Here is a 13089-nt window from a genome sequence, read left to right as displayed (position 1 = left end):
CGGCCGCGCTCACTGGACGCCCGGCGTGCGCCGCGTCCGGGGGTTGCGGAGGATGGCCTCGACGAGCGGGGAGGCGAGGAATTCCGAGTCGGCGATGAGCCCCCGGACGATCCGCTCCGGGGTCGCCGTGCGATCCCGATCCTCGCCGAGCTTCTCCACCATCCACTTGACGTCGTCGGGGTTGGGCTCGATGCCGAGGTAGTTGCGGCAGAGCCCGATCACCAGGTCCTTCGGCGCGACCTCGGCCAGGTCGTACTGGCCGACGAAGCCGCCGATGACGAGGACGTCCCAGATGTGGGCCTTCTTGCCCTCCTCCTCGATCCTCTGCCGACGGTCCTCGTACGGCTCCCCCGGCTTGCGCGGGCCGACGACGTTGCCGGCGCCGGTCCGGGCCCGCTCAAGCTCCTCCTCCAGGGCCTTCAGCCGCTGCTCCAGGCCGGAGACGGCCGGCGGGGGGGCTGGGTCCGTCCGCGTGGCGGGCTCCGAGGCCGGATCGATGTTCGACGCCGGGGGGGCCTGCCGGCGGACGGCGTCATCCGTCCCCCCGCGCGAGGCCGCCTGCTGGCCCAGAACGGTCAGGCCGGCCGAGGCGGCGGCGACGGCGGCCAGGATCGTGAACGCGGACTTGCTTCTCGTCAGGAACATGGCCGACAACCCTCCTTTGACCAGGATTTCCACCGGTGCCGATAGACTCGCCGAAGCATCCAGGGCCGCGCGCACGGTCGCCGTCGCGAGCCCGGCGGGGAGCGCCGCGCGGGGGCGGCCGGGCTCGGGCGTCGCCCGCCTCAGGTCCTCGTCCACGCCCGCCTTCAGCCGTCGCCGGAGCATCTCGCGACCCCGCGACAGCCGGCTCTTGATCGTCCCGACGGGGCAGCCCAGACGTCGGGCCGCTTCTTCGCAGGTCAGGCCTTCCAGGTAGCAGAGGACGACGGGCGTGCGGAAGCGGTCGGGCAACCGGTCGATGCCCTCGTGGATCCCGTCGGCCGTCCCGTCCCGATCGAACCGATCCGAAGCCCCCGCGGCCGCCTCGATCCCGGACGCCCGGCGCCGACCCGCCCCCAGCCTGGCCCGATGGGCGATGCGGCAGGCCACGCGATGCAGCCAGGGGCCGAGGGAATCGCGGACCCAGAGCGAATCCGCCTTTCGGAAGAGGACCAGGAACGTCGCCTGGAAGGCGTCCTGCGCCTCGTGCTCGTCGCGCAGGATGTTGCGACAGGCGAGCAGCACCATCGATCCGTGCCGCTCGACCAGCGCCGCGAACGCCCGCTCGGCCGCCTCGCCGCGTCGGGCGGCGAACTGCTGGAGGAGCTGCCCGTCGCTGAGCCCCGAGGCCGCCCCCACGGTGAACAGCGTGCGCAGGTGTTCCGGGTACGTCGGCGACCGCCTGTCGATCATGGGCCGTCCTCGGGGCTTCGGGCTGCTCCTCCATGTAGTAAAGCCGAGAGGGCGACCTGGGGTTCCCGGCTTTCGGGGAATTTTCCGACATGCGCGATCCGCTCGCGTTCGAAACGCAGACAGCCGACCCGGAGGTCGGCTGTCGATTTGCGTCCGACGAGGCTCGAAGCCGTCGGCTAGGCCGTCGTCTTCTTGGCGACCGTCAGGCCCATGATCATCACGGCGAGGAACATCACGGCGAAGACCACGGCGAGGACCTTGGCGATCCCGGCGGAGGCGTCGCTCACGCCGTAGAAACCGAAGGCCGCGGCCAGCAAGGAGATGATCGCGAACAGGACTGCCAGGCGTAGCATCTGCGGCCTCCGTTCATGTTCATGGGAGAGAAAGTCGAGTTCCGCCGCCCCGGGGTGGTCTCACGCCCGGGCCGGCGGCCCATCGTGGAACCCGATCAGAAGAAGCGGCGCGACTGCTGCTGGTGCGAGACGGCGCTGCTGGTGTAGCCCGCGATGATGCCGGCCAGGAAGCCGACGCCGAACGCGGCGGCGACCCACTGGACGGGGTTGCGGATGACCAGCTCGCGGGCCTGGCCGTACTGCTCGCCCACCAGCTCGCGGGCGTGGCCGAGCTGCTCGCCGGCCTGGTCGCTCAGCTTGGAGTAGCCCTCGCGGAGGCGGTTCGTGGCCTGGCTGGCGGCCTGGCCGACGTTCTCGACGGCGTTCGAGAGCATCGAGGAGCCTTCGCTCATGAGCGTGTCGAAGTACTTCTCGATCTGCTCGCGCTTCTCGCCGGTCCGCTCCTGGATGCGGCCGATGAGCTGGTCGACGTTGCCGTTCGTCCAGCGCAGGTCGTCGTCGGTGAGCTGGGCCCACTTCTTCTTGACGTCGCCCTTGAGCTGGTTCCACTGACCCTGGAGGTTCTGGAGGTTGGCGGCCATGGTTCATTCCCCTTTGGTTTGGAGTGCCGGGCCGACCACGACGAGGTCGATCCGAATGCCTTTGTGATCTCCGACGTCACAAGCCCCGATCGCGAAGCGACCCGGGCTCGATCCGGCCAGGAGTCCGACCGGGCTTCACACGTCCGATCGGCCCTGGCGGTCGGGAGAAGGAAATCGCAATCGACGTGCCATTCGACCCCGGTTCCGGGGAATGACCCCGAATCGGGACGCGATAGCGTCCGGAAGTGGACGGTTGGCCGTCCCGACGCCTTCCCCACTCGCAGGGGAAGGCAGACCCCGGAGGGGTCGGATGATGGGGAGGACGCGCCAGGCCCCATCGGAAATCGCGATTCCACAACACGAAGAGGCGACGGCTTTCGTGCTCGTCTCCCCTTCATCCGGCCCTTCGGGCCACCTTCCCCCGCGAGGGGGGAAGGCCGGTCGGCGCGCACGGCGGCGCAGGCGGTTGCCCAGGGGTGGGAATCGTCCCGAAAGGTGGACGGCGGGTCAGGCCGTGGCCGCGGCGCGCTGCTGGAGGGCCTGCTGGATGGCCTTCCAGCCCAGGAGGCCGCATTTCATGCGGGTGGGGGTGAGGGGCATGCCCAGGAGCTTGACGACGTCGGCCGGGCCGAGCTTGCGGGCGTCGTCGACGCTGGCCCCTTCCAGGTGCTCGGCGAGCAAGGACGTCGCCGCCTGGCTGATGACGCACCCCTTGCCGTCGAACCGGACCTCTTTGATGCGGTCGTCGTCGCCCACGGTCAGCTCGACGTGGATCTGGTCGCCGCAGAATGGGTTGTCCAGGTCGCAGACGCAGTCGGGGCGCTCCATCCGGCCCCGGTAGGGGGAGGAGTAATAGTGGTCGAGGATCTCTTCGCGGTACAGCGGGTCGTCCATCGGGGGTTCCTTGACGGCGCGAGGGCCGGCCGGCCTCGGCCTAGCGACGTCGGAGCAGGCTCTTGATCGACCCGAGCGCGGCGGCGAGTTGGTCGATCTCGTCGGCCGTATTGTACAGGGCGAAGCTCGCCCGCGCGGAGGCCGGAATCCCCAGCCGCGTGTGCAGCGGCATGGCGCAGTGGTGGCCGGCCCGGATCGCGATCCCCGAGCGGTCGAGCAGGTGCGAGAGGTCGTGCGGGTGCGTCCCGTCGAGCGTGAAGCCCACGATGGGTCCCTTCCCCGCCGTCGCGGCCGGCCCCAGGATTCGCAGGCCCTCGACCGCCCCCAGCACCTCGTGGGCGTGGTCGATCAGCGCCCGTTCGTGGCGGGCGACGGCCTCGGCGTCGAGCGCCTCCAGGTAGTCGATCGCCGCGCCCAGGCCGATGACCTCGGCGATCGGCGGCGTGCCGGCCTCGAACTTGTCGGGCAGCTCGTTCCAGACGGCGGTCTCGCGCTCGACGCGGAGCACCATGTTGCCGCCGCCCAGGACCGGCTCCATCGCCTCCAGGTGCTCGCGCTTGCCGTAGAGCACGCCGACGCCCGTGGGCCCGAAGACCTTGTGGGCCGAGAAGGCCGCGAAGTCGACGTCGAGCGCCACGACGTCCAGACGCTCGTGCGCCAGGCTCTGCGCCGCGTCGATCAGCACCCGGGCGCCGCGCTCGCGGGCGCGGCGGGCGATCTCCTCGACGGGCGGCCGGATCCCGGTCACGTTCGACATGCCCGTCGTCGCCACCATCCGCACCCGGCCGTCGTCGAAGAGGCGGTCGAACGAGTCGAGGTCGTATTCCAGGTCGTCGGTCAACTCGACGTAGCGCAGCTCGGCGCCCGTCTCGCGGGCGATCATCTGCCAGGGGACGATGTTCGCGTGATGCTCCAGCTCGCTGAGGACGATCGCGTCGCCGGGCCGGAACGCGTGCCGGCCCCACGATCGGGCGGCGAGGTTGATCGCCTCGGTCGTCCCGCGGGTGAAGATCACCTGTGCGGGGTCGTCGACGCCCAGATGCCGCGCGACCTTGATCCGGGCGTTCTCGAACGCCTCGGTGGCCCGCTCGCTGAGGACGTGCAGGCCGCGATGGACGTTGGCCGGATACTCGGCCATGCACGCGCGGACGGCCTCGATCACCGACCGGGGCTTCAGGGCGGTCGCCGCCGAGTCGAAGTACCGCAGCGGGACCCCCGGGCGCACCTCCTCGCCCAGCGGCGGGAAGTCGGCCCGCACCCGCTCCACGTCCAGTTCGAGATCCCGGCCCGTCGCGACCGCGTCCGCCATCCGCCCATCCTCTCAACGTCGTCTTGCCGTCCCTCTCGCCGCTCTCGTCATTCTATCGTCGCCCCCCGCGTTCGCGCAGGGGGCCGACGCATCGGACCCGCCGTCGCTCCGGGGCGGGCCCCTTAAAACTTCCGAAGAATCTCGCCCCTTCTTTACGTTTCTGTATGAACAGAATATACTGAAAAGACAAAGAAGGCCGCCGCGAGCGGCCGAGCCGACACGCCGACGCCCCCAATTCCTGTCCGGGCCGGTGTCGTCTCAAGTGAGGAGACACCCCGAATGTGCGATGATTGCACTTCCGAAGCGGACGTCGTCGACGCCGGCCGCGAGCGCATTTACGAGTTCCTGGCGGCGATCCTCACGAATCCCGACGCCGGGACGTGGGGACGGGTGACGGATCCCGAGGAGCAGAGGCGGGACGTCGCGACGGTCGACGCCCTCCGCGCCGCCGCGGCGAGCCGGGACGTCGGCCTCGAAAACGGCGATGCGACGAGTTCGGACCTGGACCTCCGGGCCCTGGTCGTCGAATTGTGCCAGCCGCTCGGGCACCTGAAGGCCGACTGCGACCGGTTCTTCGTCCGGGCGAGGCGGAACTCCCACTCGCCGCTGGAGATGGATCATAAGACCGCGTGGCTCAAGCGGCGTCCCGAGCGGGCCGTCGAGGAGCTGAACCGGGAATACGAAGACGCCGCGTGTCCCGAGCACGAGAACCTGCCGACGCGTCCCGACCACGCCTCGCGCGAGCTGGAGTTCATGGCCTGGCTGATCGCCCAGGCGCGGTTCCAGCGGCGGATGGCCTGCCTGGGGGCGGCGTCGCCGGAGGCGGTCCGCAGTTGTGATCTTGCCCAACGCCACTTCTTCGGCCATCATCTGGCCGGGTGGCTGCCCGAACTCGCCGCGCAGTTGCGGGAATTCGCGGGCGGGGGCTGCCTGGAGCAGTTGGGGCGGTTCCTGGCCGCCTGGATCGCGACGGAACGACGGTGCCTGGACGTCGAGCCGAGGTTCGCCGAGGCGGACGAGTCGATGCAGACGACGGAGACGGCCCCGGAATCGACACGCAGTCGCCAGGTCGTCTGCGCCTGAGCCGCCCCGGACCGGACCGAGGTCGCTCCGGCGCCGCGATGGACGCGAAGGAAGGCAAGGAGGTCGGTGCGATGGACTTCGGATTCTCGGCGGAGCAGCGGAAGTGGTATGACGCGGCCGTGGCGTTCGCGCGCGAGCAGCTCGTCGACCCCGACTTCATCGGCCGCGACCAGCGCGGCGAGTTCTGGCGCGAGGGCTTCGAGCGCTGCGCGAAGTTCGGCGCCGCCGGCCTCCCCGTCCCCCGCGAATACGGCGGCCAGGGCGAGGAGATCGAGACGGCCGTCGCCGCGATGGAGGGCCTCGGCTACGCCTGCCCGGACACGGGCCTCCTCTTCGCGCTGAACGCGTCGCTCTGGACGATCACGATGCCGATCCTGGTGTTCGGCGACGACGCCCAGAAGAAGCGGTTCCTCCCCGGCCTCTGCGACGGCCGCTCCTTCGGCGCCAACGGCGCCAGCGAGCCCGAGGCCGGCTCGGACATCTTCAGCATGAAGACCCGCGCCGAGCGCAAGGGCGACCGCTGGGTCCTCAACGGCCGCAAGGTCTGGATCACCGGCGGCCCCGTCGCCGACGTCTACCTGATCTTCGCCACCACCGACCCGACCAAGGGGGTGCTCGGCATCACCGCGTTCCTCATCGACCGCGACACGCCCGGCTTCCACGTCGTCCGCGAGATCCCCAAGCTCGGCATGCGCACCGCCCCGATGGGCGAGCTGGTCTTCGAGGGCTGCGAGCTGCCCGCCGAGAACCTGCTGGGCCGCGAAGGCCGGGGGTCGCGGATCTTCAACCAGGCCCTGGAATGGGAGCGCGGGGCGATCCTCGCCAGCGTCGTCGGCACGATGCAGCGGCAGCTCGACCGCTGCATCCTGCGGGCCCGCCAGCGCAAGCAGTTCGGCCAGTCGATCGGCAAATTCCAGTCGGTGTCCAACCGGATCGTCGACATGATGACCCGGCTGGAGACCAGCCGGTTCATGGTCTACCGCTACGCCTGGCTGAAGAAGCAGGGGAAGGACGCGACCATCGCCGCGTCGATGGCCAAGCTCCACGTCTCCGAGTGCTTCGCCCAGAACAGCTTCGACGCCGTCCGGATCTTCGGCGCCCAGGGCTACACCGTCGAGGAGGGCCTCGAACGCGACGTCCGCGACAGCACCGGCGGCGTCCTCTTCTCGGGCACCAACGACATCCAGCGCAACATCATCGCCCAGCACCTGCGGATCTGACCGTCGCGACGGAGTCCCCGACCGTCCCGCGATTTTTCGCGAGACGCCCGTCCCCGTTCGGCGATCGTGGACATGGTCTTTATAAAGGGACGGTCGCGCCCCCTTGGGGTGGACGACGCTCTGCCCTCGGCGAGGACCGGGAGTTTTTTCAACGCGCACCGCGATCGCAGAAGCCAGTTTTTCCGCCTCAAAACCCCGTGGAGAATCGACTTACGGCCGATGGCTTCGTTGGTCTTTGGGACGAATGAACCCGAAGCGAAGCCGATGGGCAGGAGGCGATCCCGGCCGTTTCAGCGGCCCACCGGGACGACGCGGCGGATGCGGTGGTTCTCGGTATCGCCGATGACGAACGAGCGGCCGTCGGGGCCGAAGGCGACGCCGTGCGGGCGCGCCAGGCCCGCGGCCGCGGCGGGGCCGCCGTCGCCGTCCTTCGCCGCGACGCCCCGGCCGGCGACGGTGGAGACCTCGTGCGTCTTCGCGTCGATCCGACGGATGGCGTGGTTCTCGGTATCGACGATCAGCAGGTCGCCGTTCGGGCCGGCGTCGAGTTCCTTGGGGCCGTCGAAGGCCGCGTCGCGGGCCGGGCCGCCGTCGCCCCGGTAGCCCTTCGAGCCTCCCGCGATCGTGGAGACGGTCCCGTCGGCCGCGACCGAGCGGAGCGCGTGGCCGTTGCGTTCGAGGATCAACAGCGAGCCGTCCGCCAGCGCCTCGACCGCCCGGGGGCCGAAGAACGAGGCCGTTGCGGCCGGCCCGCCGTCTCCCGCGCGGCGGCCTCGGCCGTCGCCGGCGAAGGTGGCGATCCGCCCCGTGGCGAGGTCGACCACGCGGACGCGGTGGCCGGAGACGTCGGCGATGAACAGCCGGCCGCGGCCGTCGAGGGCGACGTCGTTGGGCTCGACGATCCCGGCGTCCGGCCCCGGCCCGCCATCGCCGGACGTGGCCTTCCCGCCGTCGCCGGCGACCGTCGTGATGATCCCGGAACGGCCGTCGACCCGACGCACCCGGCGGTTGAGCCGGTCGGCGAAATACAGGTTCCCGTCGCCGTCGATCGCCATCCCGTAGGGCTCGTCGAGCTTCGCCGCGGTCGCCGGCCCGCCGTCGCCTGCGAACCCTTTCCCGCCGTTGCCGGCCACCGTCGTGATGACGCCCGAGGCGTCCACGCGACGGATGCGCTGGTTGCCCGTGTCCGAGAGATAGAGGTTCCCCGCGCGGTCGTAGACCACGTCGAACGGCTGGTTCAGCCGCGCCCGCGCCGCGGGCCCGCCGTCGCCGGAGAACCCTGCCTCGCCCGTGCCGACGATCGTCTCGATCCGGGCCGGCTCGGATGTGGGTTCCTCGGCCGGGGCGAGAGCGAGGCTGGCCAGGATCAACGCACGCAGCAGCATCGCGAGACCGAGCATGGGATGCCATCCTCCGGGAACGCGGGAATCGTCGGCCGGCGTTCGAAAAGCGGAAGGCCCGCCGCCAGGGTCTTTCGACGCGGGAACGGCGGGCCTTCGTGAATCGCGGGGTGGAGGATCCAGTCCGAGGGCGGATTACCGCTTGGAGAACTGGAAGCTCTTGCGGGCCTTCTTGTGGCCGTATTTCTTGCGTTCGACCATTCGGGCGTCGCGGGTGAGGAAGTTGCCGGCGCGGAGGGCCTCGTCGATGTCGGGGCGGAACTCCTTGAGCGCGCGGGCGAGGCCCTGGACGACGGCGCCCGACTGGCTGGGCTTGCCGCTGCCGACCACGTTGACCCACACGTCGACCCGCTCGGTCATCTCGGTGGCCTTGAGCGGGGCGCGGATGTCGGTCTGCTGGACTTCCAGGGGGAAGTACTCGCGGGCGTCGAGGCCGTTGACGATGAACTGGCCGGTACCCTCGGCGATGCGGACCCGGGCGACCGCGGTCTTGCGCCGGCCGGTGCCCCAGGTGTAGGTTTTCGGTGCTGTCGCGGTCGCGGACATAGGGGTCTCTTCGTCCTCGGGCTTGGGGGGGGATCCGTCTCGCGGGGTCCGTCCGTATCAGCGGGGGCTCACTCGGCCGAGTCGGCGGCCTCGGGCGCGGGCAGGGCGGCCTCGACCGGCGGGGCCGGGAGGGCGAGCTCGGCGCCGTCGTCGGCGGGCTTCTTGCGGGCCTTCTCGACCGGCGGGGGCGCGAGGATGGCGCCGGCGGCGGTGGGGCGGCCGGAGTAGGCCTCGAGCGGGGCCGGGTTCTGGGCCTGGTGCGGGTGGTTCGGGCCGACGTAGAGCTTGAGCTTGTCCATCATCTGACGGCCCAGCTTGCTCTTGGGCATCATCCGCTGGATGGCCAGCTCGAGGATCCGCTCGGGACGGCGTTCGAGCAGCTTCCAGGCGGCCTCTTCACGCTGGCCGCCGGGGTGGCCGGTGTAGCGCTGGTAGGACTTCTCGCGCCACTTGTTGCCCGTGAACACGACCTTCTCGACGTTCGTGACGATGACGTAATCGCCGGTGTCGATGTGGGCCGTGTAGGTCGGGCGATGCTTGCCCATCAGGATCGGTGCGATCTGGGCGGCGAGTCGGCCGACGACCTGGCCTTCCGCGTCGATCGTGAACCACTGACGCGACAGCTCGCCGGTCTTCGCTTGGAAACACTTCATGGAAAGATACGCCTGGGTCGCAAAACGCGGAAACGCGGGATCGCGCAGCCTTGGGAAAAATACCATGTTACAAAGCTTAGGGCCGACGTCAAGACCTCACCGGCCCTGCGCGGCCCCTGCGGATCGTCGCGATCCTGACGATCGCGACGGCCGCACCGCCGGCCTCAGGCCCCCCCCAGCTCGCCGCTGACGACGGCCCAGGCCAGCTCCAGGGCGTCGGGGATCTTGGCGGGGTCCTTGCCGCCGGCCTGGGCGAGGTCGGGTCGGCCGCCGCCCCCGCCGCCGACGGCCGGGGCGACCTTCTTGAGCCACTGGCCGGCGTTCCGCCCCTGCTCGACCAGGTCCTTCGAGAACGCGGCCACGAGCATCACCTTCCCCTCGCCCGAAGAGGCGAGCAGGACGGCCAGGCCCTTCTCGCGCTTGCGCCGGAGGCCGTCGATCAGGACTCGCAGCTCGTCGACCGTGGCGTCGGCGACCGAGGCGATGACCACCGTCGCCTCGCCCGCCGTGCGGGCGGCGGCGAGCAGGTCGTCGGCCGTCGCCTTGGGGGCCGCCTCGGGCTTGCGCTGGGCGGCCTGCTTCTTGAGGGCCTTGATCTCCTCCAGGAGCGCCGCGACGCGGTCGCCCACCTGGCCGGCGGGGACGCGGAGGTTGGCCGAAAGGTTCCCCAGCGTCTCCTCCTCCTGGTGGACGAAGTCGAGCGCGGCCCGGCCCGTCAGGGCGACGATCCGCCGCGTGCCGGCGGCGACCGACTCTTCGGCCAGGATCTTGAACAGGCCCACCTGACCCACGCTGTCGAGGTGGGTGCCGCCGCAAAGCTCGCGCGAGAAGTCGCCCATCTGGACGACCCGGACGACCTCGGGGTACTTCTCGCCGAACAGGGCCATCGCGCCCAGGGTCTTGGCCTCGGCGATCGGCATCAGGGTCCAGGTGACGGGCGCGGCGGTCATGACCAGGTCGTTGACCGACTTCTCGATCGCCTGCAGACGTTCCTTGCCGACGGCCTCGGGGTTCGAGAAGTCGAACCGCAGGCGGTCGGGCTCGACCTTGCTGCCGGCCTGCTGGGCGTGCTTACCCAGGTGCTTGTGCAGCGCGTTGTGCAGCAGGTGCGTCGCCGAGTGGGCGCGGCGGATGGCCTGCCGGCGGTCGGCGTCGACGGTCGCCACGGCCTCGGCACCGACGGCGATCCGGCCCTCGACGACCCGGCCCAGGTGCAGGAAGAAGTCGTTCTCCTTCTTGGTGTCCTCGACCTGGAAGGTGAAGCCCGGCCCCCTGACGACGCCCACGTCGCCGACCTGGCCGCCCGACTCGCCGTAGAACGGGGTCTGGTCGAGCACCAGGGCGATCGGCGGGCCGCCCGCGGAGACCTCGGCGGAATCGGCGAGCCGGCCCTGTTCGAGGATGCCGATCACCTTGGCGGGCGCCTCGGTCGTCGTATAGCCGAGGAACGCGGTGCCCTTGTGGTAGGCCTCCTTGAGGGAGTCGAGCGGGCCGACGGCGAAGACGTCGGCGGCCTCGGCGGTCCCCCGGGAGACGGCGGCGAACTTGACGCGGGCGGCCTCGAAGCCCTTCTCGTCGATCCGCAGGTTCTGGTCGGCGGCGAGGCTCTCGGTGACCTCGACGGGGATCCCGTAGGTCGAGAGCAGGTCGAAGGCGTCGCCGCCCGAGACGACGTCGGAGCCGGCGGCCTTGGTCTTGCGGAAGGTGTCGTTGAGCAGCCGCATCCCGTTCTCGAGGTTGCGCAGGAACCGCTCCTCCTCGTCGCGGATCGCGTGCTGGATCCGCGGGACGCTGTCGGCCAGCTCGGGGTACCCCCCCTTCATGGCCTCGGCGACGACCGGGGCGAGGGTGTAGAGGAAGGGCTCGCGGCGGCCCATCTGGTAGGCGTCGAGCACGGCGCGGCGGAGCAGGCGGCGGACGACGTAGCCCTGCTTCTCGGGGCCGGGGCGGACGTTCTCGTGGAGGCAGAAGGTCAGGGTGCGGACGTGGTCGCTGGCCCGGCGGATGCGGACGCCGTCGACGGTGTCCTTGATCTTGGGGTAGTCGACGCCCAGGGCGTCGGCCGCGGCGGCGACGATCGGGATGAAGAGGTCGATCTCGTAGTTCGACTTGGCCCCCTGCAGGGCCGCCGCGGCGCGTTCGAGGCCCATGCCGGTGTCGATGTTCTTGTTCGGCAGGGGTTCGAGCAGGCCGGGCCCGACGCGGTTGAACTGGGTGAAGACGAGGTTCCAGATCTCGACTTCCTCGATGCCGTCGCCGTGGTAGAAGATCTCCGAGCAGGGCCCGCAGACGCCGTTGGGGCCGTGGGTCGGGGCCCCGGCGGGCCAGAAGTTGTCGTCCTCGCCCATCCGCTTGATGCGGCCGGCGGCGACGCCGATCTCCTTGTTCCAGATGTCGAACGCCTCGTCGTCGTCCTGGTAGACGGTGAACGTCAGGCGGTTCGGGTCGATCGCCAGGCGCTTGACGAGGAACTCCCAGGCCCAGTGGATCGCCTCGCGCTTGAAGTAGTCGCCGAAGCTGAAGTTCCCCAGCATCTCGAAGAACGTCATGTGCCGCGGGGTCTTGCCGACGTTCTCGATGTCGCCGGTGCGGATGCACTTCTGGCAGGTCGTGGCCCGCTTGAAGGTCGGGTCGCCCAGGCCCATGAACTCGCGCTTGAACTGGTTCATCCCGGCCGGCGTGAAGAGGACCGTCGGGTCGTTCGGCGCCAGCACGTCGCTCGGCTTGCGGACGCAGCCCTTGGAGGCGAAGAAGTCGAGATACGCTTCACGGAGTTCGTCGGTTTTCATGGAAGGTCCGCAGACTGACGGGTACGGGAGGACCGAGCGGCGCGCGGGCGCGCCGAGACCCCATTGTGCAGGACGCGGGACCTCGGGACAACCCGGCTTGGTGAGCCCCAGGGACTTGCGACCCATCAAGGCGGTGGGAAGCCCCCTTCTTCGATCAGGGCGCGGCGCAGGTCGATCCGATAGTCGAGGTTGATCTTCAGGACGACGATCGTCGCCCGACCGCTCGCCGTCCGGCCGGTCAAGACGGGACCGTCCCAGCGGAAGTGACGCGGCCACTTCTGACGTCGGGGGTTGAAGAGCGGGACGATGTTCCCGGTCTCGGGATCCACCCCGGCGATGTTCGGCCCTTTATGGCGAGTGCACGAGAAGCAGGCCAGGCAGAGGTTTCCCTCCTGGGTCCGGCCGTCGTGCTGCTCGGCGATGATGTGGTCGACCTCGAAAGGCAGTTCGTCGTCGGCCTGCGACATTCGGCAGTATTCGCACCGGCCGGCGGCGCGTCGCCGCACCGACCTCTCGATCGCGCGGTCCATCGGTTATCCGAGGGCCCCGGTCTTTTCCCCCTGATCGCCGTTCAATTTCAGGGACAGCCTGGCCTTCGACTTCAAAAGCGAAAGCATATGCCCGACTCGCTCGTAATTGTCGATCTCGGTCGACTCGTCGGCGGTCAGCGTCCCCATCTTGGCCCTGGCCAGCAGCTCGACCATGCGGTCCTTGTCGGCCGGGCTGAAGCCGAAGGCGAGGATCGCCCGCGCCGCGCCGGCGTCCAGGGTCGCCTGTTCGGGCTGGAGGACGCGACCCAGGATCGCCGCCTCGCTCGTGCCGGCATGGACGACGGGCATGGTTCGGTCTCCCCAGGCATCAAGGAA

At 70.1% G+C, this 13089-nt stretch carries 12 protein-coding genes and 1 pseudogene; 2 read left to right on the top strand and 11 right to left on the bottom strand.

What is annotated here, in order from left to right; all coding sequences use genetic code 11:
* Window positions 1-9: 9 nt before the first annotated feature.
* The 5 genes from PZE19_RS01080 to PZE19_RS01060 all read right to left on the bottom strand — a co-directional run bounded on the left by PZE19_RS01080 (window position 10) and on the right by PZE19_RS01060 (window position 4532).
* A complete protein-coding gene (locus PZE19_RS01080) occupies window positions 10-1395 on the bottom strand; it encodes an RNA polymerase sigma factor (protein ID WP_277858732.1) in 1386 nt (461 codons plus the stop codon).
* A gap of 176 nt (window positions 1396-1571) precedes the next feature.
* Window positions 1572-1748: a DUF1328 domain-containing protein gene (locus PZE19_RS01075; RefSeq protein WP_277858731.1), complete on the bottom strand. Its 177-nt coding sequence runs from the start codon at window positions 1746-1748 to the stop codon at window positions 1572-1574.
* Window positions 1749-1843: 95 nt separating this feature from the next.
* On the bottom strand, window positions 1844-2329 hold the full coding sequence (locus PZE19_RS01070) for a CsbD family protein (RefSeq protein WP_277858730.1): 486 nt from the start codon (window positions 2327-2329) through the stop codon (window positions 1844-1846).
* 507 nt (window positions 2330-2836) lie between these two features.
* Entirely contained in the window at window positions 2837-3223 is a 387-nt protein-coding gene (locus PZE19_RS01065; protein ID WP_277858729.1) for an iron-sulfur cluster assembly scaffold protein, read from the bottom strand.
* Between the two features lie 40 nt (window positions 3224-3263).
* Window positions 3264-4532, bottom strand: coding sequence for an aminotransferase class V-fold PLP-dependent enzyme (locus tag PZE19_RS01060; protein WP_277858728.1), 1269 nt, complete (start codon window positions 4530-4532; stop codon window positions 3264-3266).
* A gap of 279 nt (window positions 4533-4811) precedes the next feature.
* Here PZE19_RS01060 and PZE19_RS01055 point away from each other — a divergent pair, with 279 nt between their 5' ends.
* Together PZE19_RS01055 and PZE19_RS01050 are read left to right on the top strand one after the other, a co-directional pair.
* The gene (locus PZE19_RS01055) at window positions 4812-5615 is read left to right on the top strand and encodes a molecular chaperone TorD family protein (RefSeq protein WP_277858727.1); all 804 of its coding nucleotides are present in this window, start codon (window positions 4812-4814) and stop codon (window positions 5613-5615) included.
* A gap of 71 nt (window positions 5616-5686) precedes the next feature.
* Window positions 5687-6835: an acyl-CoA dehydrogenase family protein gene (locus PZE19_RS01050; RefSeq protein ID WP_277858726.1), complete on the top strand. Its 1149-nt coding sequence runs from the start codon at window positions 5687-5689 to the stop codon at window positions 6833-6835.
* A 290-nt stretch (window positions 6836-7125) separates the two neighbouring features.
* Here PZE19_RS01050 and PZE19_RS01045 read toward each other — a convergent pair whose 3' ends face one another.
* From PZE19_RS01045 to PZE19_RS01020, 6 genes and pseudogenes are all read right to left on the bottom strand, one after another.
* The gene (locus tag PZE19_RS01045; protein ID WP_277858725.1) at window positions 7126-8235 is read right to left on the bottom strand and encodes an NHL domain-containing protein; all 1110 of its coding nucleotides are present in this window, start codon (window positions 8233-8235) and stop codon (window positions 7126-7128) included.
* A gap of 135 nt (window positions 8236-8370) precedes the next feature.
* Window positions 8371-8781, bottom strand: a complete 411-nt coding sequence (rpsI, locus tag PZE19_RS01040) for a 30S ribosomal protein S9 (protein WP_277858724.1) — start codon at window positions 8779-8781, stop codon at window positions 8371-8373.
* Window positions 8782-9011: 230 nt separating this feature from the next.
* Window positions 9012-9434: pseudogene (gene rplM, locus PZE19_RS01035) on the bottom strand (50S ribosomal protein L13); the annotation flags it as partial.
* A 164-nt stretch (window positions 9435-9598) separates the two neighbouring features.
* On the bottom strand, window positions 9599-12223 hold the full coding sequence (gene alaS / locus PZE19_RS01030) for an alanine--tRNA ligase (RefSeq protein WP_277858723.1): 2625 nt from the start codon (window positions 12221-12223) through the stop codon (window positions 9599-9601).
* 125 nt (window positions 12224-12348) lie between these two features.
* Window positions 12349-12753 (bottom strand): HNH endonuclease, encoded by a 405-nt coding sequence (locus PZE19_RS01025; RefSeq protein WP_277858722.1) that lies wholly within the window; start codon window positions 12751-12753, stop codon window positions 12349-12351.
* A 3-nt stretch (window positions 12754-12756) separates the two neighbouring features.
* Window positions 12757-13062, bottom strand: coding sequence for a hypothetical protein (locus PZE19_RS01020; protein WP_277858721.1), 306 nt, complete (start codon window positions 13060-13062; stop codon window positions 12757-12759).
* Between the last annotated feature and the right edge of the window lie 27 nt (window positions 13063-13089).

Origin of the sequence: Paludisphaera mucosa (assembly GCF_029589435.1) — a bacterium.
GTDB lineage: Bacteria > Planctomycetota > Planctomycetia > Isosphaerales > Isosphaeraceae > Paludisphaera > Paludisphaera mucosa.
The sequence above is the reverse complement of the archived record's forward strand: the minus strand, read 5'-3'. Positions and strand labels throughout refer to the sequence as shown.